Consider the following 20,998-nt stretch of genomic DNA (forward strand, 5'->3'; position numbering starts at 1 on the left):
ACATCAGGTTTCAACTAAACGATAATACAAAGTGGGTATTGACCATTTTCTAATCACCCCACCACTCCCCCTTCCCATAAAACGGTTTCTCGTAGTAATCCTTCAAGGCCTGCATCATGTCGGCGGGTAGCTTTTCCATCAGGTATCGGGCAATATCGCTATAAATACTGCCTTTATTCACATTGTAGAAAGGGTTTTTCGACCGTTTGAGGGTATTTCTTATCAAGCGGTCACGACCAATGGCGTAGGCCAGGCGGGTGGCGGCCCGATCCACGGTGAGCGCTACACGTCGCCGGGTATTGATGAAGTAGCCCGGCACGAAGAGCTGCACCGATTTGCCGCCGAGGGTCGTCGTGTCGTTGTTGATGAACTTCTCCACCCCCACGCCTTCCACAAACGCCACCAGGGCATCCACGTCCGGAAAATTGGCGTAGTTAATTTTCTTCATGTCCTTGAAGCGGCCGTAGCCGCGCATGCCCATCCGGAACTGGGCTTCCAGTTGGCCGCTGACGTAGGTGCGCTCGGAGTAGAGCGAGCGCTTCAGCTCCTCGGTCAGCACCAGGCCCACGTTCTCCATCGCGTAGCGCATCTGGCGCACACCCTCGCTGAAAATCCGGTCGCAAACGTCCAGTACTTCGGTCTCGAAGCGCTGGGTGATTTCATTTTGGACGTCCAATTTTTTAGTTGACAGTTGACGGTGGACAGTTGACAGTGAGGAAAAACCAATTCCACAAAAAACAAAAAACAATTAACCTTCCTCCGGGAACAGGTACTGGTTGACCGGGATGGTCACGTCGACGTCGAGCAGCCAGCCCTGCACCTGGGCGTTGGCGATGCGGCCGATGGGCAGCAGGCGGTCCTGATAGATGGTGAACTCGACTTCGTCTTCCTCGGTGGCCATCGCGGCGGCGTACTCGGCGCTCTGGCGGATCTGGCCCACCACGCGCAGCATGGCCAGCCAGGTGCGGTTGCGGGCTTCGAGCTTATCGGCCGGCGTAGTGCCGGCACCCCCCATTTTTTCGAGCACCAGCAGCGAGCAGGCGAAGGTCGCGCGGGTCAGGCCCGTGGCGTTGTCGGTCAGGGGCGTCTCGGCGATCTGGGCCAGCAGGATGCGCTGATTGGGCAAAAAGACCTTCTCGAACAGGTGCTGGATCTCCTGCGCGCCTTCCTCGCCGGCCGACACGTAGCGGTACTCGTCGAAGCCGCCCAGCTCGGTGGCCACGGCGGCAAAGAAGGTTTCCAGACTCAGCAGGTCGGTGATGTTCAGGGGGTAGGGCAGCTTACTCATGGTCGGATGGGTTGGTGATTTCTTCGTGGGTCAGCACATCGTCGAGCAGGGCGGCGTAGACCAGGTGCGCGGGCTGGCGGCCCACGCGGTCGAAGTCGCCGAAGTGGCCGTCCTTGGCCACGTTCTTCAACAGCATCAGCCAGCCCCGGCCATCGGGATAGCGCGGCTCCTCGCCACCGCCACCGCCAAACAGCCGCTCGTAGTTCAATAAAAAGTCGTGGGCCGACCGCTCGAAGTAATCGAACAGGGCCAGCTTGACGGGTTCGGATAGGCTGATGAATTGGTCAGCCCGGTCGGCGGCGCGCAGCTCGTTGTAGGGCTCGCGCACGTCGCCGTCCCAGTCGTCGGAGCGCCGGAAGCGTGCCAGGTCCGCGCGCGCCGGGCGGCAGAGCGTGGCCAGGATGCGCTCGTAGGCCGTGGGGTCGGGCGCGTCGGGATGGGCGAAGGCCAGGTATTCCATCAGGGCCATGGTCAGGTCGAGCGCCTTGGTGTCGGCAAAATCTTCGTCGAAGACGTAATAGGTCTCGCCCTCGTGCCCGAAGCTTTCGCACGGCCGACCGGTGGGCGGTTCCCAGATCCAGGCGAACTGCGCTTGCAGGGCCTCCCACTGGGGGGCGTCGAGCGTCCAGCGGCTCCACGCTTTGGAAGGTACCTGTAGCCACAGCTGGGCGGCCAGCCTCACCACGTCGTCGGTGCGGTCGGCTTTGGGCAGCCGGGCGAAGCCCACCAGCGCGCCCCAGTGTTCGGGGGTGCATTCGTGCCAGGAGGCCGGGCCCTTGTAGGTTTTGCCCCGGTAGGTTATGGTATTCATTGCGGGATGGCTTTAACGATCAGGTCGGCATCGCCCCAGTTGACGACGACATTGGAGAAGCGGTAGGTCTGGTTGCCCGACAATACCTCGGAGGTCAGCCCCTTGGCGGGGACCGTGAGCCGGAAGGGCTGGAACGGCGAGCCGGAGTAGGACACCCGCACATCGAGGTTGTAGGTACCCGCCGCCAGGCCGCTGGCCGCGTAGCGGACCGTGCTGTTGGTGCTGGTGTTGGGCACCACTTCGTCGCCCCCCAGCAGCAGGGCCACCACGGGGTCGAACTGGCCGAAGATGGGGGTGGTGATGTTCTGCAAGGCCAGGGGTACCAGGGTGGTGGGGATGCACGAGCCGTGGGTATTGGCGGCCTCCTGGGTGTCGAGCGCCAGGGCGGCGGCCTGCGCCTTGGCCTGGGCATCGGCCTGGCTCAGCTCGGAGCCGAAGCTGCCCGCCGCCACGGTGATCGTCCAGCCGGTGCCGACCGTGCCGGTGCCGCAGTCATTTTTCTTCTTCACCGACGCCAGCGACACATCGACGCTCAGGTAGGGCGTGGTGCTGGGGGCGCAGTTCTCCGTCGGCCAGGGGGCGATGTAGCCCTCCGTGCCGGGCACGTTGGCCTTGGTGACCAGCGGCCGCACGTTCTCGCCGCTGTCCAGGTAGTAGCGCACCAGCTCGTTGACGATCCGCTGGCCGGTGCGCAGGCCCTGGGCGCCGAGGGCGCAGGAGGTGGTCCACGCCCGCCAGCCGGTGGCGCGGGTCTCCTGGGCGATGCGGGGCAAGCGGCTGAACCGCGTGACGGCGTTGGCGTAGCGGAAGGTGAGGCTGCGCTCGATGGGCCACTCGTCGCGGTGGTCGGTCACCAGGCTGTCGAAGCCCGGCGTGAGCGGCAGCCAGTCGGAGCCGTCGCCGATGTAGAACTCCTGCGACAGCAGCAGGTCTTCCAGATAGGTGCGGTAGGCCTCGCCGATGCGGCGGCCCAGCGTGAGCGTCAGCTGGCGTTCGCCGGCCACCTCGCGGATGATCGTCTCGGCCACGGTGGGCAGGTAGTCGTGGCCCACGAAGCGGTCGACCAGCTGGCGGCTGACCTTGACGCTCTCGACGGGATTGGCCAGGCAGGGCACGGTGTCGTAGCCGCCCAGGCCGTTCTGGTAGAGCAGGTAGCGGACCTGCTCGGCGTACTCGTCGGAGACCTGGTAGCTGCGCACCTCCGACACACTTTGCTGGTCCTGGTTGGACAGCCATACCTCGTAGCGGAGCACGGTTTTGGGCCGCGTGAGCAGCCCGAGCGCGGCCATCCCCACCGGCACGGCGTAGACGGTCATGTAGCTGACGTTGTCGACGGCCAGGGCCGTGTAGGTCTCGCGGGTATTGTCGGCATAGAGGCAGCGCACCCGCACGAGCAGCCGCGTGGGCAGGGGCGAGAAATTGGTCAGGAAGTAGAGCCACTCGGGCTGGTCGGCCCGCACGAACTTGTGGTCGGGCTGCCAGGTCAGGAAGCGGCAGCCGGCCCCGATGTAGCGGGTGAAGAACAGCTCGCGGTAGGTATCGTAGTCGCGCTCGGCGACGCCGGCCTTGATGGCCCACTGCGAGGTCTGGAGGCTGGCGTCGAGCAGCGTGTCGCCGTTGTAGCGGGCCAGGCTGGTGTAGAACTGTCGGGTCAGCCCGTCGCAGACCTGCACCCGGTCGGCCCCGTAGGGCGGGGGCGCAGCCACCAGCAAATCATCGAGGCGGGTCTGCAGCTCGAAGTAAGCCCCGGCCGACGTGGTACTATTGGCCGTGGGCGGCTCCTCGCTGGCCTCGTGGCGGGAAAGGCTTTCGAACTGGGCCGATTGGAAGCTCTTCTGGACGAACAGCTCGCAGTAGTAGCGCAGGTCCACGCGGCTCTGCCCGGCGGGCAGCACGACGGGGTCGGCCGAAACGACGATCCGGTTACGGCTCAGGGCGAGCTTCTGGTGCTGGATGGGGGCTAGGTAGTCCATATCACTTCATGCGGAAAACTTTGGCATACTGTGCATTGTCGGGCAGGCGGTTGGCCGGCTCGGCCCGGGCGGCACTGCTGGCCGCGTAGGCGGGGTAGTCGTCCTTGTGCCTGCGCAAAAAGGCCGTCAGCGCGTTCAGGTGCTTCTTGGATTCGGCCTGCTGGGTGGCGACCAGGGCGTTGATTGCATCGGCCGGGGGTGTCTTGCGGTTGTAGATGCCGTCGAAATCGGAGGTGATCCGGACACTGCCGGAGGAAAGTACCTCGAATTGCAGGTGGGGCAACGCCAACCCGAAAGCCGTGTGCGCCAGGGCGCGGGCGATGACGGTAAGCAGTGCCTTCTCTTCGGCCGTCGGGGTACCTTCCAGGAGTTTCGCTTTCAAAGCGTCGAACTGCGCCTGACCCAGCCGGGGCAGGATATAGTCCTGTTCGGCCAGGGCGATGTAGGGCCGGAGGTTGACAAACAGCCGGTAGTTGCCCGCGACGATGGGCAGGAACGCACTCATCGCCGAAGCCGACGGCAGGAATGACCGGCGTGTTTCCTGGCCCGTGGGGGAAGTATGGTAGGCCGGATAGTCGGTTTTAGGCCGGCTTTCCAGGTACTGCAGCAGACTTTCCAGACTGGCCACGGCGTTGCGCTCGGTCTCGCGCAGGCGCTTGTCGAGCACGCCGATCCGGACGGGGCTGGTCGACTCGGTGCCCATTTCCTGCAAGCCGTTGTCGCCGTCGTTGCCGATGGCGAAGGGTAGGTAGTGCAGGTAGGCGTACCAGGCCACGGTTTTCTGCACGTAGGGGAATAGCCGGGTGTTGGCCTCCGACAGGCTGTCGTTCTGGTACTCCGTGTCCAGCAGCTCCACGAACTCCCTGCCCAGGGCGCGGGTCAGCTCGCCCTCCTGGGCCAGCTCGACGTAGGGCGCGATGAAGTCGTCGGTGGTGGCGGCCATCACGGCCCGGCCCAGGTACCGGATGAGATCGGGGATTCCTTTAAGCAGCATCTTTCTCAGTTTTGGGTTGGGGATCGGTGCCTTTCTGGCCCGAGGTGGTCTTGTTCTCCTTGCCGGCGGGGTTCTTGTCGTCGGACACCAGCAGGATGTCGTGGAAGCCGGCGTACACGTCGCGCGGCAGCTTGAGGGCGGGCTTGACGTCGTGGTTGAACAGCGAACAGACCAGCTTGCGCTCGCGGGCCGTGCGGAAGAACTGCTGGAAGTTGGCCGACACCTTCAGCTCCGAGCCCGAGCCGCCCAGCATCTTGCCGTCGCTGACGCCGGCCAGCCCGGGCAGGATGCGCGAGGCATTGGCGAAGGCCAGCAGCGCCAGCTGGTAGGCCTCGCTCAGCTCGGTGGCGTTCAACGAGCGCTTGATCTCCTCGAACTGGATGAAACCGGCCAGCTTGCCGTCCATGGTCAGGTCGCACTCGTCGTAGATGATCCGGGGGCCGGTGTCGTTCTTCTCCGAGAACATGGCTTCCACGCTCTGGTAGAACTGGTCGCGCACCTTGTCCTTCTGCTTCTCGAAATCGACCGGCTCGTCGGGGGCTTCGTCGTCGGCGCTGTTGGCGGCCATCTCGTCGAAGTAGCGCGAGGCGATCCGGCAGATGTGGGCCAGGTTCTTGTTGTGCTTCACCGTGCCGATCATCGACGTGGCAATGTAGTTCATCACCTCGATCCAGTGCACCGACTGCTCGCCCCAGTACTGGGCGAAGCCGTAGTAGGGCTGCCCGCTCTGGTAGGGCTTGAGGTGCACCAGCGAGTCGGCCAGCTGGGTGTTGTTGCGGTCGTAGGCGGGCAGGATGGAGCAGTGCTTCTCCATGACGTCGAAGTCGGTCCAGTCCGGACACAGCAGGTACGACTTGACGGTCGGCTCGGCCAGCGTGGCCCGCACGATCAGCGAGTCCTTCACCGAGTAGATGGGCAGGCCGTCTTCCACCTTGCGGCGCACGAAGGCGTTGCCCGTCTCGACCAGGGCGGTGTTCATCTGGTCGACGACCTCGCCCAGATCGGGCAGCCCGTAGGCGTCGGCGTATTCCTCGATGGCGGGACTGGTGAAGGGCTCCCGGACGGTGATGCCGTCCTTCTGGACGTGCTTGAAAAAGCCGAAGCCGCCCCCGTACAGGAAGTCGATGCGGGCCTGCACCAGGTTCTGGGCGTCGCCGTTGGAGCGCAGCAGCTTCACGCGCTCGTTGGGCAGCAGGTTGTTGTCGCCCCAGGGGTAGTACAGGTGGCTCTTGCTGCCCACCTTGACGGTGCGCTCGGTGGTGGGCCGCACGCCGGTGGTGTCGCGCTGGCCTTCGTCGGCGGACTTGGGCAGGGAAAAGGCGAACTGCCGGCGTCCGGCCTTGAATGTGGTGGTTGACATTAGAAACGGTGGTCGATTAGGTGGCCATTGAAAGTTACCAGCAGGCAGAGCAGGATCTCGCGCTTGAGCCACCGCCCACCTTGACCCTGGTCGCGGAACTCGAAGCGCAGGTAGCCCGCGCGCCGGGTCTCGTGCCGGACGCTCAGCAGGTCGGATTTTTTCTCCTGCTGGACGGAGCCGGAGCGGTTGCGGCAGTACCGCTTCTCGCCGTAGCGGCCGTCCTTCTTGCGGTAGGTGATCGAGAAGGTGCGGTCGTCAAGCCGGGTGAGCAGGTCGACCTGGCGGCGGACGTCCTTGAGGTAGATGCTTTGCATGGGGCAAACTTGGCGCCTACCCCGGCGATTTAATAGGACGCTTTTTTCGGTCCGACGCCATTCCGGTGTTGGGAAAATGCTTGCCGCTCACAATCTGGCACTTAGGCCCGAAAATCGGGCTTTCGTTTCCGCTACTCTATCAGGCCCATGCCCGCCCTATATCGAAACGGCAATTGCCAAATCCCGTTTTTGAATATATGCCGGGTCATTTTCAGGCCGCGGACGAGACGCGGACTTGGGCTCGCCCTGAGCCGGTGATCGGTACGATGCGGCTGAATTTCTTGAAGACGATGTAATCGAAGGCATCGGACAAGTGCGTTGCGTATTGCTGATCGAGTTTCTCATCCAATTCCGAGCGTTTGTCCTTCTCGAAGTTGTCGCTGATGATCGGTGCGTGCTGGAGGCTGATGAGCAGTGACTTGCACTCCAGCTCATTGATACGGATTCTAGGTACACTAGGTCGTGACTCCGCGAGGATGGTGTTTACCACGCGGTACCTGATCTTGTAGGGCGGGTAGGAGGTCTGCACGCAGTCCTTCACCGACCACCCGTGTTTGCGCAGTACCCCGATCAATTGCTGGTAGTGGCTGGTGGTCCGGCCGGGATCACCCTTCTTGCCGGAGCTATCCCCGTACAGGTACAGCACCTTCCTGCGGTGGTTGGAGTACTTGGTGCAGAACTGTTTGCCAAGCTCTTCGACCAGCGTGGTGTCAGCGCGCTTGACGAAGATGTTATCGATGAAGCGCAGCTCCGAGGGAAACTCCTGCGCCACGAGCATACAGGTGAAGCGCGCGTTGAAGTCACAGCTGGCCTCGATGGGCTGGGTGGGGTCGTAGTCCACGCGCTTGTGGACATAGAGGCGCTTCTGGTCGTCGAACGCATAGTCGTACATTTGGTTATAGGTATGACGGCTCGTGTTCAGGGCGGCGTAATACGCGTTGCTGAGCCGGACCACGCGCCTATTGAGGATCTCGACTTCGAATGTTAATTCATCCGCGCAGCTCTCGCGCTCGGTCTCGATGAAATTGCCCGGCAGGTTGTCCAGGTTGTCGTAGGCCGTGGCCTCCTGGAAGTAGTAGCGCTGCGGGTCCTTCTTCATCAGCTCCTCGGTGCGGTAGATCCACTGCTGCTCCGGGGTCCAGGCCGCCGACGTGAAGTCCGCGATCAGCCAGTGCAGCGGGTGGTTGTAGCCCTTGCGGTGCGGGCGCGGGTCCCCGTACTGGTACTTGTTGGCCCGCACCGTTTTGCGGAGCACGGTATTATAAAAATCCTCCTTGAGCTTGAAGCTCTCGTCCAGCAGCAGCACGTCCAGGTTCAGCCCGCGCGCCGTGTCGGGGCGGTCGGCCGACAGGAACACGATCGTGCAGCCGTTCTTGAAGCAGATGCAGTTGTCGTAGGTGTTGATGCCCTCGAAGGGGTTGTGCCAGCCGTCGGGCGGGCGGCGGTTGAGCGTGTAGTGGCCCCAGGGCCGGGCCTTGGCGTCGTACTCGTACAGGCCGTACTCTTCGAAGACCTTCCTACTCTGCGAGAGCACCACGTCCTGCACGTGGCGGTAGGTCATCGAGGCCAGGCCCACTTTGCTGCGGGGCAGCGAGAAGGCCACTTCGGCCAGCACGCGCATGAGCGTGTTGGTCTTGCCCGAGCCGCGCCCCCCGTTGAATGTGGCGCGGAAGCCCGTCTGGTAGGTTTTGCCGTCTTTTTCGAAGTCGGCCGTGTTCTCCATCAGGGCCCACAGGAACCTACCCTGGGCGGGATTCACTTTGATCTGAACCTGGCGGTTATTGGAGCTCGACGTTCCCATCCACCACCTCCTTCCCCGATTCAGGCTGCTGCCCCACATTCACCGCGCCGTTGAACACGTACACCCGCGTGCCGGCGGGCATGGCCAGCTCGGGCGAGATGGCCGCTTCCACCTTGTCGATCTGCTGCAGCTCCCGCAGCTCCTTGACCGCTTTCAGGATCAGCTCGCCGTTCTTGTCGCGCACCGCGATTTGCAGCGCCACGTAGGCCGACTCGACCAGCACCTTCGAAGCGCCCTTCTTGTCCAGCTCGTAGGCGTCGCCCCACAGGGCGTAGCTGTCTCTGAGGATCTGGTAGGCGTGGGTCTTCTCGTGGCCGTACTCGGTGTGCAGCATCTCCACCACCTTCTGGGGGCTGAACATCTTCGTGGCCCAGCTCCAGGCCTTTTTCATTTTCTCAAAGTACGCCTGGTCGCGCGGCCCCAGCGGGCTGTGGGCCACCAGGTGGTCCTTGAACTTGTCCAGCTTGTGGGTACCCTTTTCGGGCGTGTAGTCGCCCTGGGGCATCAGATCCATTCCGTCCATCCGGTATTACAGCATAAAGTCACGCGGCAAGATGCAGCGTGACTTTATGATCGGGTAGGACGATTCTGTATATTGCCTGAAACTTAAATTCTAAGCACATGGCTGTTAGCTCAAGCTCTCTATTTCATTTTACTAGTGGTGGTTCGGAAACTCTAAAACTTATTCTCGAAAATGGGTTTTTAGTTAAAAAAAGCAATGAAACATATCCTATAACAGCACCAGAAAAAGTAATTAACCTTCAGGGGGGTTCAGGACATTATAAAACTCTTGAGATGAATTATAGCATTCCGATGGTATGTTTTTGCGATATACCACTCTCAATTATAAGTAAGCATGCAGAAATTTATAGCTCATCTGACAAAAAGTGTTTGGAATAGGCATGAAGAAGGATTGGGGAACTAGTCATCACTTAAATCCCATGATTTATTTAGCAAACAATTCTTTTCTTTCTGAAATAATATCAACAATTAGTCAAGACCTATTAGGGTTAACCACTCTTAAATTTAATATTCAAGGTATTCTGAATTATTTCAAATATGTTAAAAATTTCGAAGATACGGATGTATTAAAATATATCAATCAAATTGATTTTTTAATAAACAAAAAATCAATTAGTGAGTCAAATGTTATTGAAACAAGGATAAACTGTGGCAATGGCTATATAGGTTTGCAAGGATATAGACATATACTTTTTACAAAACCATACATTGGAGATTATAATGTCAAGGGGAAATATACAATTAATGATTATATTTTTTATAATGAAAGAGAATGGAGATATATACCACTCAATTTAACGGAAATTGATATGCTTATGACTCCTATGTCCCCAGCATTTTATAGATTTTTTAAAGAAAAGTACAATGATGTAAGGTCAGAAGCTGATATTCAGAAAGTAGCATATGAAAACTATATTAAATCTTTGGATATTCCGTACAATAATAATTCAGCTTTTTTAAATTTTACTCCTAATGACATTTCGTTTATAATTGTTCATGGACAAAAAGATGTAGAAGATCTAATAGACCATATTTTAAATAAAAAAACAGTGGGTATTGGCGGAAAGAAAATAGAATCCGATAAGGAGCGTTATGCCTTAATTTCTAAAATCCTATCCTATGAACAAATAAAAGAAGACATCTTCTCCCACTAACCAAAAGAGCCCCAACCGGGGCTCTCTCATTTTCAAAACAACCCCATCCCCGAAGGATCATCAATCGCCTTCATCGCCCGCTTCCTGAACTCTTCCTCCCGATCCGCCGGCACGTGGTTTTCCAGCCGGGTACCTTCCCGGAAGAAGTGCCCCCAGCCCCGCTTCAGCTGGCGGCCGCGCTCGTTATGCTTGTCGTAGGCCATGTCGGGTACCTCCAATTTCCGGAACGGATGCGTCAGCCAGGCCCACAGCAGTGCCCAGTCCACCAGGCGACTCTTCCGCGACCGGCACAGCAGCAGCACCGCGTGGGTCAGGAACAGCCGCTGGGGCTCGTTCTTGTCCTCCTTCTTCTTGGCCTGCTCCCTATACATGCAATACAGCGCCCAGATCTCACTGCTGATCATTGGCTCGGCCAGGCCCACATCCTCGCTGGACATGATCCGGAGCCGCTTCCACACGTACTCCCCGTAGCCACTGGCGTACAGCTCCACCGCCCAATGCAGCGCTTCGTCCTCCATCCCCCTACGGATGCACTTTTGCAGGGCCGAGCTAATCTCGAAGAAGTCATACCCGCCCTGGGTCGTTATATCGTACTTACCCATTTTTGATGATGATTTTACCTGGTTGAACCATGATTTCCACGCCTTCGCCGATCGCAAAACCCGCCGCTTCCAGCCAGTTGCCCATCAGCTTGATTTCCGGTACCCGTTTCACCTGCCGGAAAACATTCCGGCGCACCCGGTACCCGATGCGTAATGCTCGATTTTTCTGTATTTTTGCCATCGCTTAGAATTAGTTAACTGTGATTGGTTGATTAATTTGACCCCGGCCTGCCAGCCGGGGTTTTTTCTTGCCTCGTATAGGGGTATACGTTTAAATTTGCCACGCTTATTCTATTTGTCAGACTCGCTCTGACAATAGTGTAATAGTAGTACACTGGAAAGCCCGCTCTTTGAGCGGGTTTTCCGTTCTAAAAAAGCTTCGTCTGATCGTCCCGCTGAAACAGGGGTAGGTCCGAGTAGCCCTTTTTCCTATCCCGCAGCACCCCGCCCAGGGCGTTGGGTTGCTCTTTTAGCAATTCCCGGAGCGCCTTCTGATCCTCCGGCGTAAGCTTCTTAAAATCCTTTGGTTTCATCGTTTGGCCAGTTTTTTGAGTAACAGAAATTCATTGACCTTGCCCTGGGCAATACCCCACGATAGCCTGAGCGACATCGAGAAGCTCACGATCCCATGTTTAAAAAGCCCCCAGGCTTTCTGCATGACCACCCGGAGCCGCGACCGCCATTGTTCACTGATTTTTCGCATGGTACTTAGATGTTAAGTGACTGATTTTTAATTCCTTACTGATATAAATTTCTTCATACAGAACGGATTTAAAAAGCACCAATTCGTTTATTTTCAGCGATTTATGAAAATAAATACCACCTACTTGCGGTAGGTGGTATTGCTTCAAAACAGCGATAGCTGCGACACCATCGGCTGGGGTTTAGCGGGCTTGGGCGGGGTTGGCTTAGGCGCGGGTGCAGGTACCTTCCCGGCCTTGAACTCCTCCATCAGCTGACGCCCCCGCTGCCAGGTCACCGACTGCTCCTTCCCGATCGGCAACAGATGCGGTATAGGCGGCCCCGCTGCGGCGTACCGACCCGCCGCATGGTAAGGATTCACCTGGAACCCGAACCGAAAGTCATCCAGCGCCAGCGAATCCATGCAGCTCACCTGCCCCTGCCCGCCGTGGAAGGCCAGGTTCAGCGCGCACATCTTCGCACAGATCGGGTCGATGTCCTCGCCGTACAGGTAGTTGCCCGGATTATGCGCCAGGTAGCTCAGCAGCATCCGCCCGCTGCCCACGGCCGGATCATTGATCCGCTTACCCACCGGCTTATTCTCAGGGTCCGAGGCGATCCTCGTACACAGATCGCACAGTTCCGAGGGCGTGAAGAACTGCCCCAGCCAGCCCTTCTTATGGGTACTGGCCAGGTACTCATACACCGTCCCCAGGGCATCGAACCACGAGCGGCCATCATCGGCCACCTCCCGGTCCAGTATCCCGATCCAGGCCACCAGCAAGCCATTGAGTTGCGAGTACTCGGCCCCATACTTCCGTTTCAGCCGCTCGGCCACTTCCTTATCCCCATGTACCAGCAGGCAGGCCACCGCGTAGTCGATGAAGTCGCGGAACACGTCCGCCGGGTCGTATCGATACTGGCCCATATCACGCAATATCTTGATCATCGGCCCCACCGAAGGCGGAGCATCCATCATATATCCCATGTCCAATTAGATTGAAGTAAAACAAAAAGGCCCCGAGTGTCGGGGCCTTCCTTCGGGTCAGAACGGCGCGTCGGCCAGTTCGGCGCGTGCGCCCTGGCACATCTTCACCAGGTGCTGCACGTAGTAGTCTTTGATCCGGAATGTCGTCACTTCCCTAAACCGGTTCTCCACCGTGGCCACCAGATTCCAGGCCGGATTTACGTACCCACCCGGCTTGTGCGCCTTGATGAAGTCGATCGCATCCTCCGGCGTGATCTCCGCGCTCAGCAGCTGCATATCGTTGATCTCGTGCAGCTTCGCATCCAGCGGAGCGGCATCCTTCATCCACCACTTTTTGCTCACGTCCCCGGTATGGTTCTTGTCGCCGTAGTGCTCAAAGTCCTCTTTCCTGATCCCCGTCAGCCATTCGTTCAGGATGCTCTCCTTGCTCACCCAGGCGTGGGCATCGGCCTGCGCCCGCAACCACAGCGTGGCCAGCTCGTAGGGGTTCTCGCTATGCGCTACCAGATACTCATCCAACTCCACCAAGCCGATGTCCTCCGGCAGGACCGTAGGCTTATCCACCAGGTGCGCTACCGTGTATACGTCCAGCCGGGCGCACACCAGCGCGTCGAGCTTGTTGATGTGCATGCGGCGTCCCACCTCGGTCGCCCAGCTGTAGTAGTCCTGCTGGGTCTTGCCCGTCGCTTCCAGGAAGCGCTCCATGTGCCGGGGCTTTTTGGTTTCTACAGGCTGAGCGACGCCCACCGCCTGAACCTCGGTTTTCTTCGGCTTCGCTGCTTGCTTAGGTACCTTGTGCTCATTCTTTTTGGAACTCAACCGCTCCACCTGGTTTGACTTCCGAACCCGCGATTTCGTGGCTACTGTCCGACTTACTGCGCTTACATTTTCCATTTGCTTAGAATTAAGTGACTGAAATAGTGATTGTTAACTGATATAAATATCTCTCACCAAAACGGATTTACAACTCCGCCAATCATTTATTTTTCTGAAAAATGAAAGTTTTTTTGAGGCGCTTAGACACGAAAAAAGGCACTCTCATGAGTGCCTTGGCAGGGAGGATGATAGGAGTCGAAAATATAGCAGCAAATGTAAGCTTGCACAAAAAAGCCCCCGACCCTAGGGTCGGGGGCTGCATGCACTCTGCCAGGTCTATTGGCTCGGTTTATTTATTAGGTCTCTTCATTTGCAGGTGCGTTGCCTTTCCAGAAGGCCCCGTAATGGACATCTTCCCGAGCTTTTGCCGCATTCATCCGATCTAGCATATCATCTACCATATGCAAAAGATCGTACTTGGATGCATGCTCAAAACAGTACGCTACGGACTCTGCGTCGTTCCAATTGGTTTTGTCCATCAGAAAGTTAAGAATGGTTTCATTATTTGTCATTTGAAAAATATAGTAAGGACAAACATTACTCCAATTTCCAGCAATAATTATACCATTTCGATACAAAAATTTATCTAAAATGGCATTTTCAAGGTCTTCTGATAGGGATCTTTAAGGTTACTTTTATTCGTAGATTTTCGCAACTCCACCACGTCCCCAAAAACCTTCCGGAGCAAATGGAAGTCCTTCTCCTCATTCTCCACGTTCCGAAACTCCGCCAACCCGCCCCGGTTCACGAACGTATCCTTCTGCGCCCAGTAGAAGCGCGTATCCTTGTAAATCAGCCGATGGTGGTACGCATTCAGCAGCGAGATCCAGAAATCCTCATTGCAATGGATATCGCCATTATACCACAGTTTCGAGCCTGAGAGTACCCCATGCGCGCAGCCCGTCACGTAGCCACTCAGCTGGATGGGGCTCAGACTACTGAACCGGATTGGGTTCGGCGAAATCGCAAAACCGTATAGGTAAGCCCCCGCCTTCCGGGCCGCGTGAGCCGTCATCTGGACGATATCATACGCCAAGTCCGGCTCCACAATCGGTTCTTCACCTGACTCGCCGTACACCCGCCGCAAATGGTCGATGTCATCGTCGAGCATGAACACATCCCCCAGGTTCCTGATCATCCACTCCCGCTTCCGCGTCAACCCGATCACACTGTCCGGATGCGTGATGATCTCGATGCCCGGATTGCATTTCCGGTACTGCTCCGCCTGGCTCTCTTCTACGCAGAGTGCGGCCCCATACACCGCACTGGTGGTCAGCACCCGGCTCCACCGTTTGTGCGAGGGAATTATAATCTTTACTTCCATAACTATATGAATATTAAATGATTATGTGTTAGTTTTTAACTAAATACGGGGATAACGAAGGGATACAAACAGAATTAATTGGTAGAATTTTTAACTTTAATACTTAGTATATAACCCCTCCTTCATGAAAGTAATACTTATATGTCCCCACTTAAATCGTTATTCAGAAAAAAGAAGTCCGTTGCGGAAAGTCCCGACCCGCACCGAAAATCGAACATCTATGTCGATGTCGTGCTTGCCCAGCTTATCCAAAACCTGGAACGGGATAAGGAAAACCTAAACCATACCCTGGCCAGCCAGGTGGGCTACTTCCACCTGATCATCCCCAAGGACCTTTCCCATTCGCTCGCGTCCGATTGGATCGCTATCCGTCATTTCGTCGGGTTTGAGGATTCTGTCGATATTTTCGATGCGGAAAAGATGAAAGCTCCGATTCGGAAGAGAGCCAGCCAATTCACCCAGGCCGATATTGAAGAGCTGATGACGATGCTCTACGCCTTACAGGCCAAACTGAACGCCGAGCACAATCACTGAGCCACGGTGCCTGGTCACAGCCTGACGATCAGGCACCGTGCTTACTTAGCATTTCAATGACTGCCTTTCCCTCCAAAACGTGCGTAGTACCCACCTTGCTCGACTTATAGCACTGCGAAGTATCCAACCCCAACTTCTCCGACAGGTGATTCATATCGATCTCATTGCGGCAGACGATCACGATCGCATCGTATTGCTCCGAGAACTTCGCCACGATCGGTAACTCCGGCTGCTCCGGAGCGGCATCGGCCGATGCCCCCGCCAGGTCCGCCGACAGCGCCTCGATGCTGAGCCCGAAGCTGTCCAGATCCACGTACTCGTCAAACTCCGCCTTCAGCAGCTCCATGTCAAACTCCCCGGCGTGGCTGTTCTCGATCATCATCACCTCCCGCAGCTCCTGATCCGTCAGCTTCCTGACGGCCGTCCGCACGTCGATCTCATAATCCCCCAGGCCGTTGCTGGCCAGCATCTCACAGCGCTGGTTTCCGCTCAGCAGGGTACTGTCGGCATCCCGCACCGGAATCCCGATCATGCCGAACTTTTGCAGCCGCTCCCACAGCTTCTGCTTCTCCGTCGACTTGATCTTCCGCGGATTCTTCACATGCGGCACCAGATCCCCGATCCGCGCCCGCTCCGTCCTAAACAATTCATTAATCATAATAATCTGGCTAATAGACAATTAGTTAGCAATATAGAATTATAGAAAAATTCCAAATAATTTCAGCTCTCTCATAAGACGACCTGATTTGGGAGGACGATGTGCGGCTGCCCCGCGCAGGTTCTCCCAAATCCAGAGGCGTTGAGAGAGCGGGGCCCGCCCGGCCCAGGAGGGCAAGCATCAGCACCACCCACCAACTCAGCAAAAAGACTACAGCACATACCGCTCCGCCGTCAACTCCTCAATCCGCCGACTCACCTGCGCCAGCTCCGTACCCCACTCCGCCTTCTTCGAATCAGCAGCCTTCGGATTCTCCAACTTCCGGCTCAGCTTCGAGCGCTTCTCCCGCAGCCGCTGCAACTCCACCGTCAGCACCGCCTTCTGCTGCAAATCTCCCAGCGGTCGAACAACCGGAGGAGCGCCTCCCGGAACAGTTTCTTCACGAAACGAAGCCTGTGCATCGACGCCATTACGCTCGATGAACTTCTTCTCATCCCACAGATCCTCGATCTGCCCCTGCAAATCCACGATCCGGCTCGTCAGCTCCGGACAATCCTGATGGGCGGGTACCTTGTGCAGCAGATTGCTCAGCTTCGCCTGCTCCTGGCGCAGGGCATCCGCTTCCAGCGTCAGCGCCGCCTGGCGCTCGGCGTACGAATCCACGACGGACCGGGTAGCACGGGGTGATTTGACAGGAGCAGCGGCTACCGGAGCAGCAGGTTGCGGATTAGGCGCGGTCAGTGCCTGACTTTTTAGCCTGCTGAGCTGCTCGCGGAGCGGCTCCAGCTGCTCGGGCCGGGCGCGGCCGGCTTTCAGCTGCATCTCCAGCAGCTTGATCGCCGACTCCACCTGCCGGATCTGTTCCAGGGTCGTCATCGGATTCGACATCGTCTTCTATCAGTAGCTTGAAATCGGTAATGGCCTGGCGGTACGCCCACACCTGGTGATCCAGGTCCAAGTCGCCATCGGTCTGGCGGTGGTCGTATTCCCCGAGGTACTGGTCCAGCACCGTCCTGATCCAAGCCGTATCGATGCGGCGTTGGTGCAGGTACTCGCGCAGATCGCGGAAGCCTTCGGGAGCAGGGATCATGAAGGGCAGAAAAAAAGCCGGTAAGTCGCTGCAAACAACACACGTTGAACCAACGAGGCCATGCGGTACTTACAACCGCGCGCTCACCGGCCATGCCCTGATTCCAGCATAGCCACTTGTGTATTCCTACCAGAAAAGATACTTGTTGTTTGCGTCACAAATATAGGCAAAGCCCCCTTCCACGCAAGGGACGAAAAAAAAGCCCGACCTCATGGCCGGGCTTGGATACATGAACCTGATTCAATCAGGATTCGTCCGTCCCATCGGGATCTTCATTGTCCGGATTCTCGTCATTTTCTCCCGAAATGTCCGGATTCTCGGAATCTTCCACGTCTTCCACCGGAGCGGGCTTCAACTTTTTCAGCTTCTCCGCCGCCAGCTCCTGCAACTTCGCCTGCGCTTCGGCCGCTTCGGTAGCGCGTTGCTCGGCAATCTCCTGTTCGCTCAGGCCCTCGTAGCGGGCATTCGCTTCCAGATGATCGTACTGCTTCTGCAGCCGCTGGCTGATCTCGTTAGCAAAGCGCATCGGCTCCGCTTCGGCCGGCGAGCCCTCAAAGGCACCCTCGGTCACCTCGTTCAACACCTTGAAGGCAGCCTTCGCGGCCTTGTCCAGGGCGGTCAGCGTCGCCTTAATTTTTGTCTTTGACATCGGTCGTATCGTTTACGGCGGCCTTCTCCATGAAACCTACCGCCAGTCCGTCCTGGGCCAGTTCGGCCAAAGTCGTCTGCGGCAGCTCGTTCGAGAGGGTCACCCCGGTTCCTTCTTTTTCCAGCGTCACCTGGCCGTCATAATCGGCCAGTACCCGCCATTCGGTTTTCTTACTCATACTGAAAACAGTTTATCCCAAAATCCCCCTCTCCAATTTTGGAGAGGGGGCTAGGGGGTGAGGTTATTAAGCCACCACCACGGCAAAAGGCATCGCCTTCACCGCCGTAGCGTCGGTGGGTAGTACCACAGCATCGCCCAGGAACGGCGCGTGGAAGTTCAGGTCTTCGGCCTTGGCCTTGAAGCTGATGGCGTTCGCGTCGCCACCCTTGGCCCCCGAATCGTCGCTCTCTTCCACGATCAGCGGATTCCAGCTCGCGCCGTACACCCTGCGCTTGCCGCTCTTGTAGTAGCACACGATCACGCCGCCCTCGTTGAAGAACAGCTCCACGGCTTCGGCCTGCTCCTTGCTCACGCCGGCAAACTTGGCTTCCACCTCGTGGTCGTGGTTCTGGTAGCCCAGCTTGCCCTTCTTGCTCGACTTGGCCCGGCCGCTGCCGTGGTCGAAGCTCAGCTCGGCGCCCACCACGCCCGCTTTCAGGGGCGGGGCGGTCGTCAATTCGCCCATGGTCAGGTCGGCGCGCTTGGGCCAGCCGGTACCGCCGGTGAAGTCGCTCTCGGCGAAAGCCACCATGCGGGCAATGCCCCCCAGGTTGCTGTTGCCCCGGGCGGTATAACTTAGATTCTTGAATTTACCTGGCATACTGAAAAGATTGAAATCGGGGGCGGATGATCACCCGCCCCCAGGGTTGATGATTGATTACTTGTAGAGCACGATCACCCGGCCGTCCGCGTATTCCACGTTCAGCTCGAAGTCCATCAGGATCTTCAGGTCGCGGTCCACCTCCTGGAACTTGATGCGGGGAATGTCCGTATCGACGTCCTGGTGCAGCCAGAACAGGTTGCCGTCCGGCGACCACACCATGTTGTCCACGCCGATCATGTACGTGCGCGGCTTGATCACCGTGTTGGGCAGCAGGTTGAACACGTAGCTGTTGCCCTGCTTGCTGACCACCTGGCTGCCGTTGCTCAGGGCGCTGTCCAGGGCGTTGACCATGAATTGGTACCACAGCGGCGGGATGAACAGCGAGGCGTTCTCGTCCTTGTACTCGATCAGCGTGGTCGACGAATAGATCAGGTTGACGATCTTCTTCAACTCGCCCAGGATGTTGGCCTCCGTCACCGAGCCGGCAGCGCCCACCACCTTGTTGGCGGCCGGAATGTCTTCGACGCCCCCGTTGGCCACGGTCGTGTAGCCGGCCGTGAGTTTGAAGTCCAGCCCGTCGAACAGGTTCAGGCCGCCCTGCACGCCGGTGGCGCGGTTCTCCACGCCCTTGAAAATCGCCCGGTTGATCTCCCGGCCAATACCCATCATCACGCGGTTCATGATGTAATTCCGGCCGGGCAGGCTGTTGATGTCGCGGGGGTTGCCGGGCTCGCGCTGGCCGATGTAGCTCACGCGCAGCTTGTAGAGTTCTTCCTCGGTCAGTTTGAGGTCCACTTTCGCGGGCTTCAGCTTGCCGATGCGCTCCTTCTGCCTGATGAAGGTCGTCGAGAAGTTGGTCGTGCCGGTGCGGCCGGGCTGGGTCAGGTTGTCCAGTTCATCGCGCACCAGCGAGATCTCCTGGTTGATGCCCAGGCGCACGAAGTCGCCCTTGGCGGCGAAGCCGTCGGCCATCTTCAGGCCGAAAATCTTGCCGTAGTCCTTACGGTCTTTGGTGAGGAATTCCGACAGCGCCGAAACGTCCACTACATTACTTGCCATTACTTAAAAATTAAAAAGGTGATACGAATCGGTTAAACTCAGGCGGGGATCATCCCCTTGTAGCGCTCGCTCAGGCGTTTCATTTCCTTCGCTTCGGTGTTCTCCTCTGTCTCGGGCGCGTCGTTGGTCGTGTCGGCCTTGGGAGCGGCTCCGCCGATCGCCTTCTGATGGGCGTCCCAGGCGGCGGCCTTGGTCTTGAGGGTGGCGTTGGCCGCCTTCAGCGTCCTGGCCTGGTCGGCATCCGCCTTCAGAGCGTTGTACTCGGCCAGGCTCAGCGTCACCGTGCCGGCACGGGCGGGCTTGGCTTTCGGCTCAGCTGCTTTCTTGGGGGCTTCTTCCTGCTCGTCGGCAGCATCGTCGTCTTCCTGCGCCGCGTCATCGCCCGCTTCGTCCTCCGAAGCATCCGAATCCAGCTCGGGAGCATCGACCTTCACGGCCTTGCTCTGGTTGCCGATCCCCAACACGCCGGCCATCAACTGGCCCAGGGTTTTTCTTTGTAAATCCATCGGTATTTGAAAAAATTAAGGTTGCTACACTAAAAAATTGACCGAGAAAAGGCACGATCATTCATCATTAATAATTCATCACCGCGGGGGCGGACCCCTCATCATTATGCAGCCAGCTGCTGCACCTTGGCCACGGCATTGCCCAGGTACCCGATCTCGTCGGCCATGCCGTTTTCCAAAGCCGCGATCGCATTGAACATGCCGCCCTTGGTCTCGAAAACCTGATCGGAAATACCCGGACGGTCCGCCCGCACCGAGGCCTCGAAGGCGTCCCGGATCGGGTTCATCTCCGCCCGCACTTCCTTGATCAGTTTTTCGTTGAGCGGTTCCACCGAGTTGAAGAGCGCCTTGTTCTCCGAGCCTTCCGCCCGGATGATGGTCACCTTCATGCCCTCCTTTTCCAGCTTCTTGCTTAGATCCACGTGCATGGCCAGCACGCCGATCGACCCCACTTCCGAGGCCGTGGGGCTCTCCATCACGATCCAGTCCGTGGCCGCCGCCACCCAGTAGGCCGCACTGGCGGCCATGCCCGTCACGTAGGCCACCACCGGCTTGGCGCACTGCCGCACCACTTCGGCCAGCAGCTCGGTGCCGCTCACTTCGCCCCCGCCCGAGTCGATCTCCAGCACCACGCCCAGCACGCGCTCGTCGGCATCCGCTTCCAGAATCCAGGTCGCGATGTCCTCCGTGCCGTAGCTGCACATGTCCCCGTAGCGGGTCATCGTGCCGATGATCGAAATGATGGGAATGAGGGAAGCCTTGGAAGCCGGACCGGATACCGTATTGGCAGCGGCCATGATGGCCGCCACGGCCGCCGACCCCGAGCGGGCCGACTCGAAGCGGGGCGAGCGCCGGGCGCGGGCCAGCTTGGCCCCGTCCAGGTCCACGCGCCCGCTGAGCACCAGCGGAGCCAGGCGGTCGTGCAGGCGGGGCTCGATGGCCCAGGGGCCGGTAAAGAAGCGGTGAAGCATCGACGGATGGGAATGGTACG

At 58.2% G+C, this 20,998-nt stretch carries 28 protein-coding genes; 4 read left to right on the forward strand and 24 right to left on the reverse strand.

From position 1 onward, the window contains the following. Positions 1–49 precede the first annotated feature (49 nt). The 9 genes from GBK04_RS27190 to GBK04_RS27230 all read right to left on the reverse strand — a co-directional run bounded on the left by GBK04_RS27190 (position 50) and on the right by GBK04_RS27230 (position 9,055). Complete coding sequence (locus tag GBK04_RS27190; RefSeq protein WP_152765227.1) at positions 50–676, reverse strand: hypothetical protein; 627 nt, start codon at positions 674–676, stop codon at positions 50–52. A gap of 72 nt (positions 677–748) precedes the next feature. Next, positions 749–1,288 (reverse strand): hypothetical protein, encoded by a 540-nt coding sequence (locus GBK04_RS27195; protein WP_152765229.1) that lies wholly within the window; start codon positions 1,286–1,288, stop codon positions 749–751. Beyond that, positions 1,281–2,099 carry a hypothetical protein gene (locus GBK04_RS27200; RefSeq protein ID WP_152765231.1) on the reverse strand — a complete coding sequence of 273 codons (819 nt, stop codon included), beginning with the start codon at positions 2,097–2,099 and terminating at the stop codon, positions 1,281–1,283. The genes GBK04_RS27195 and GBK04_RS27200 overlap by 8 nt, the downstream gene beginning before the upstream one ends. Continuing rightward, complete coding sequence (locus GBK04_RS27205) at positions 2,096–4,072, reverse strand: DUF5977 domain-containing protein (protein ID WP_152765233.1); 1,977 nt, start codon at positions 4,070–4,072, stop codon at positions 2,096–2,098. Before GBK04_RS27205 ends, GBK04_RS27200 begins: the two co-directional genes overlap by 4 nt. 1 nt (position 4,073) lies before the next feature. Next, positions 4,074–5,066 carry a DUF6712 family protein gene (locus tag GBK04_RS27210; RefSeq protein ID WP_152765235.1) on the reverse strand — a complete coding sequence of 331 codons (993 nt, stop codon included), beginning with the start codon at positions 5,064–5,066 and terminating at the stop codon, positions 4,074–4,076. After that, entirely contained in the window at positions 5,056–6,426 is a 1,371-nt protein-coding gene (locus tag GBK04_RS27215) for a hypothetical protein (protein WP_152765237.1), read from the reverse strand. Before GBK04_RS27215 ends, GBK04_RS27210 begins: the two co-directional genes overlap by 11 nt. Then, a complete protein-coding gene (locus GBK04_RS27220) occupies positions 6,426–6,740 on the reverse strand; it encodes a hypothetical protein (RefSeq protein WP_152765239.1) in 315 nt (104 codons plus the stop codon). Before GBK04_RS27220 ends, GBK04_RS27215 begins: the two co-directional genes overlap by 1 nt. Positions 6,741–6,951: 211 nt before the next feature. After that, a complete protein-coding gene (locus GBK04_RS27225; RefSeq protein ID WP_152765240.1) occupies positions 6,952–8,541 on the reverse strand; it encodes a terminase large subunit domain-containing protein in 1,590 nt (529 codons plus the stop codon). Continuing rightward, entirely contained in the window at positions 8,519–9,055 is a 537-nt protein-coding gene (locus GBK04_RS27230) for a hypothetical protein (protein ID WP_152765242.1), read from the reverse strand. The genes GBK04_RS27225 and GBK04_RS27230 overlap by 23 nt, the downstream gene beginning before the upstream one ends. Before the next feature lie 107 nt (positions 9,056–9,162). Here GBK04_RS27230 and GBK04_RS27235 point away from each other — a divergent pair, with 107 nt between their 5' ends. Both GBK04_RS27235 and GBK04_RS27240 read left to right on the forward strand, forming a co-directional pair. Further along, on the forward strand, positions 9,163–9,441 hold the full coding sequence (locus tag GBK04_RS27235; protein ID WP_152765244.1) for an abortive infection system antitoxin AbiGi family protein: 279 nt from the start codon (positions 9,163–9,165) through the stop codon (positions 9,439–9,441). 2 nt (positions 9,442–9,443) lie between these two features. After that, positions 9,444–10,217 (forward strand): abortive infection system antitoxin AbiGi family protein, encoded by a 774-nt coding sequence (locus tag GBK04_RS27240; RefSeq protein ID WP_373331396.1) that lies wholly within the window; start codon positions 9,444–9,446, stop codon positions 10,215–10,217. A 32-nt stretch (positions 10,218–10,249) separates the two neighbouring features. On the opposite strand, the gene GBK04_RS27245 is transcribed toward GBK04_RS27240, so the two are convergent. The 7 genes from GBK04_RS27245 to GBK04_RS27265 all read right to left on the reverse strand — a co-directional run bounded on the left by GBK04_RS27245 (position 10,250) and on the right by GBK04_RS27265 (position 14,688). After that, positions 10,250–10,819: an AAA family ATPase gene (locus GBK04_RS27245; RefSeq protein ID WP_152765250.1), complete on the reverse strand. Its 570-nt coding sequence runs from the start codon at positions 10,817–10,819 to the stop codon at positions 10,250–10,252. Next, a complete protein-coding gene (locus GBK04_RS27250) occupies positions 10,812–11,000 on the reverse strand; it encodes a SymE family type I addiction module toxin (protein ID WP_152765252.1) in 189 nt (62 codons plus the stop codon). The genes GBK04_RS27245 and GBK04_RS27250 overlap by 8 nt, the downstream gene beginning before the upstream one ends. A gap of 187 nt (positions 11,001–11,187) precedes the next feature. After that, a complete protein-coding gene (locus GBK04_RS31215) occupies positions 11,188–11,352 on the reverse strand; it encodes a hypothetical protein (protein WP_373331397.1) in 165 nt (54 codons plus the stop codon). Beyond that, positions 11,349–11,522 carry a hypothetical protein gene (locus GBK04_RS31220; RefSeq protein WP_373331398.1) on the reverse strand — a complete coding sequence of 58 codons (174 nt, stop codon included), beginning with the start codon at positions 11,520–11,522 and terminating at the stop codon, positions 11,349–11,351. Before GBK04_RS31220 ends, GBK04_RS31215 begins: the two co-directional genes overlap by 4 nt. A gap of 144 nt (positions 11,523–11,666) precedes the next feature. After that, positions 11,667–12,488, reverse strand: a complete 822-nt coding sequence (locus GBK04_RS27255; RefSeq protein ID WP_152765253.1) for an N-6 DNA methylase — start codon at positions 12,486–12,488, stop codon at positions 11,667–11,669. A gap of 57 nt (positions 12,489–12,545) precedes the next feature. Next, positions 12,546–13,382 carry a hypothetical protein gene (locus GBK04_RS27260; RefSeq protein ID WP_373331399.1) on the reverse strand — a complete coding sequence of 279 codons (837 nt, stop codon included), beginning with the start codon at positions 13,380–13,382 and terminating at the stop codon, positions 12,546–12,548. Positions 13,383–13,950: 568 nt separating this feature from the next. Beyond that, complete coding sequence (locus GBK04_RS27265; RefSeq protein ID WP_152765255.1) at positions 13,951–14,688, reverse strand: GREB1-related protein; 738 nt, start codon at positions 14,686–14,688, stop codon at positions 13,951–13,953. Positions 14,689–14,829: 141 nt separating this feature from the next. Between GBK04_RS27265 and GBK04_RS27270 the strand changes: the two genes are divergently transcribed. Next, entirely contained in the window at positions 14,830–15,222 is a 393-nt protein-coding gene (locus GBK04_RS27270) for a hypothetical protein (protein ID WP_152765257.1), read from the forward strand. A 28-nt stretch (positions 15,223–15,250) separates the two neighbouring features. On the opposite strand, the gene GBK04_RS27275 is transcribed toward GBK04_RS27270, so the two are convergent. After that, positions 15,251–15,880 (reverse strand): ParB/RepB/Spo0J family partition protein, encoded by a 630-nt coding sequence (locus tag GBK04_RS27275; protein ID WP_152765259.1) that lies wholly within the window; start codon positions 15,878–15,880, stop codon positions 15,251–15,253. Between the two features lie 210 nt (positions 15,881–16,090). Further along, a complete protein-coding gene (locus GBK04_RS27280) occupies positions 16,091–16,768 on the reverse strand; it encodes a hypothetical protein (protein WP_152765261.1) in 678 nt (225 codons plus the stop codon). Positions 16,769–16,823: 55 nt separating this feature from the next. Between GBK04_RS27280 and GBK04_RS31225 the strand changes: the two genes are divergently transcribed. Continuing rightward, positions 16,824–16,994, forward strand: coding sequence for a hypothetical protein (locus GBK04_RS31225; protein WP_373331400.1), 171 nt, complete (start codon positions 16,824–16,826; stop codon positions 16,992–16,994). A gap of 220 nt (positions 16,995–17,214) precedes the next feature. On the opposite strand, the gene GBK04_RS27285 is transcribed toward GBK04_RS31225, so the two are convergent. The 6 genes from GBK04_RS27285 to GBK04_RS27310 all read right to left on the reverse strand — a co-directional run bounded on the left by GBK04_RS27285 (position 17,215) and on the right by GBK04_RS27310 (position 20,978). Next, complete coding sequence (locus GBK04_RS27285; protein ID WP_152765263.1) at positions 17,215–17,550, reverse strand: hypothetical protein; 336 nt, start codon at positions 17,548–17,550, stop codon at positions 17,215–17,217. A gap of 49 nt (positions 17,551–17,599) precedes the next feature. Next, a complete protein-coding gene (locus GBK04_RS27290; RefSeq protein ID WP_152765265.1) occupies positions 17,600–17,797 on the reverse strand; it encodes a hypothetical protein in 198 nt (65 codons plus the stop codon). 66 nt (positions 17,798–17,863) lie between these two features. Beyond that, on the reverse strand, positions 17,864–18,439 hold the full coding sequence (locus tag GBK04_RS27295) for a hypothetical protein (RefSeq protein ID WP_152765267.1): 576 nt from the start codon (positions 18,437–18,439) through the stop codon (positions 17,864–17,866). A gap of 57 nt (positions 18,440–18,496) precedes the next feature. Continuing rightward, positions 18,497–19,501: a hypothetical protein gene (locus GBK04_RS27300; protein ID WP_152765269.1), complete on the reverse strand. Its 1,005-nt coding sequence runs from the start codon at positions 19,499–19,501 to the stop codon at positions 18,497–18,499. A 38-nt stretch (positions 19,502–19,539) separates the two neighbouring features. Next, positions 19,540–20,007: a hypothetical protein gene (locus tag GBK04_RS27305; RefSeq protein ID WP_152765271.1), complete on the reverse strand. Its 468-nt coding sequence runs from the start codon at positions 20,005–20,007 to the stop codon at positions 19,540–19,542. Between the two features lie 104 nt (positions 20,008–20,111). Continuing rightward, on the reverse strand, positions 20,112–20,978 hold the full coding sequence (locus GBK04_RS27310; protein ID WP_373331401.1) for a S49 family peptidase: 867 nt from the start codon (positions 20,976–20,978) through the stop codon (positions 20,112–20,114). Positions 20,979–20,998: the final 20 nt, after the last annotated feature.

It is taken from the genome of Salmonirosea aquatica, assembly GCF_009296315.1.
Lineage (GTDB): Bacteria > Bacteroidota > Bacteroidia > Cytophagales > Spirosomataceae > Salmonirosea > Salmonirosea aquatica.

Excerpts from the sequence above, each read along its gene's own strand:
- GBK04_RS27310 (WP_373331401.1), bottom strand. The coding sequence starts at position 20,978 with ATGCTTCACCGCTTCTTTACCGGCCCCTGGGCCATCGAGCCCCGCCTG.
- GBK04_RS27245 (WP_152765250.1), bottom strand. The coding sequence starts at position 10,819 with ATGGGTAAGTACGATATAACGACCCAGGGCGGGTATGACTTCTTCGAG.
- GBK04_RS27255 (WP_152765253.1), bottom strand. The coding sequence starts at position 12,488 with ATGGGATATATGATGGATGCTCCGCCTTCGGTGGGGCCGATGATCAAG.
- GBK04_RS27300 (WP_152765269.1), bottom strand. The coding sequence starts at position 19,501 with ATGGCAAGTAATGTAGTGGACGTTTCGGCGCTGTCGGAATTCCTCACC.
- GBK04_RS27280 (WP_152765261.1), bottom strand. The coding sequence starts at position 16,768 with ATGTCGAATCCGATGACGACCCTGGAACAGATCCGGCAGGTGGAGTCG.
- GBK04_RS27215 (WP_152765237.1), bottom strand. The coding sequence starts at position 6,426 with ATGTCAACCACCACATTCAAGGCCGGACGCCGGCAGTTCGCCTTTTCC.
- GBK04_RS27270 (WP_152765257.1), top strand. The coding sequence starts at position 14,830 with ATGTCCCCACTTAAATCGTTATTCAGAAAAAAGAAGTCCGTTGCGGAA.
- GBK04_RS27225 (WP_152765240.1), bottom strand. The coding sequence starts at position 8,541 with ATGGGAACGTCGAGCTCCAATAACCGCCAGGTTCAGATCAAAGTGAAT.
- GBK04_RS27195 (WP_152765229.1), bottom strand. The coding sequence starts at position 1,288 with ATGAGTAAGCTGCCCTACCCCCTGAACATCACCGACCTGCTGAGTCTG.
- GBK04_RS27235 (WP_152765244.1), top strand. The coding sequence starts at position 9,163 with ATGGCTGTTAGCTCAAGCTCTCTATTTCATTTTACTAGTGGTGGTTCG.
- GBK04_RS27260 (WP_373331399.1), bottom strand. The coding sequence starts at position 13,382 with ATGGAAAATGTAAGCGCAGTAAGTCGGACAGTAGCCACGAAATCGCGG.
- GBK04_RS31215 (WP_373331397.1), bottom strand. The coding sequence starts at position 11,352 with ATGAAACCAAAGGATTTTAAGAAGCTTACGCCGGAGGATCAGAAGGCG.
- GBK04_RS27290 (WP_152765265.1), bottom strand. The coding sequence starts at position 17,797 with ATGAGTAAGAAAACCGAATGGCGGGTACTGGCCGATTATGACGGCCAG.
- GBK04_RS27220 (WP_152765239.1), bottom strand. The coding sequence starts at position 6,740 with ATGCAAAGCATCTACCTCAAGGACGTCCGCCGCCAGGTCGACCTGCTC.
- GBK04_RS27275 (WP_152765259.1), bottom strand. The coding sequence starts at position 15,880 with ATGATTAATGAATTGTTTAGGACGGAGCGGGCGCGGATCGGGGATCTG.
- GBK04_RS27200 (WP_152765231.1), bottom strand. The coding sequence starts at position 2,099 with ATGAATACCATAACCTACCGGGGCAAAACCTACAAGGGCCCGGCCTCC.
- GBK04_RS27240 (WP_373331396.1), top strand. The coding sequence starts at position 9,444 with ATGAAGAAGGATTGGGGAACTAGTCATCACTTAAATCCCATGATTTAT.
- GBK04_RS27265 (WP_152765255.1), bottom strand. The coding sequence starts at position 14,688 with ATGGAAGTAAAGATTATAATTCCCTCGCACAAACGGTGGAGCCGGGTG.
- GBK04_RS27295 (WP_152765267.1), bottom strand. The coding sequence starts at position 18,439 with ATGCCAGGTAAATTCAAGAATCTAAGTTATACCGCCCGGGGCAACAGC.
- GBK04_RS27230 (WP_152765242.1), bottom strand. The coding sequence starts at position 9,055 with ATGGATCTGATGCCCCAGGGCGACTACACGCCCGAAAAGGGTACCCAC.
- GBK04_RS27210 (WP_152765235.1), bottom strand. The coding sequence starts at position 5,066 with ATGCTGCTTAAAGGAATCCCCGATCTCATCCGGTACCTGGGCCGGGCC.
- GBK04_RS27205 (WP_152765233.1), bottom strand. The coding sequence starts at position 4,072 with ATGGACTACCTAGCCCCCATCCAGCACCAGAAGCTCGCCCTGAGCCGT.
- GBK04_RS31220 (WP_373331398.1), bottom strand. The coding sequence starts at position 11,522 with ATGCGAAAAATCAGTGAACAATGGCGGTCGCGGCTCCGGGTGGTCATG.
- GBK04_RS27250 (WP_152765252.1), bottom strand. The coding sequence starts at position 11,000 with ATGGCAAAAATACAGAAAAATCGAGCATTACGCATCGGGTACCGGGTG.
- GBK04_RS27305 (WP_152765271.1), bottom strand. The coding sequence starts at position 20,007 with ATGGATTTACAAAGAAAAACCCTGGGCCAGTTGATGGCCGGCGTGTTG.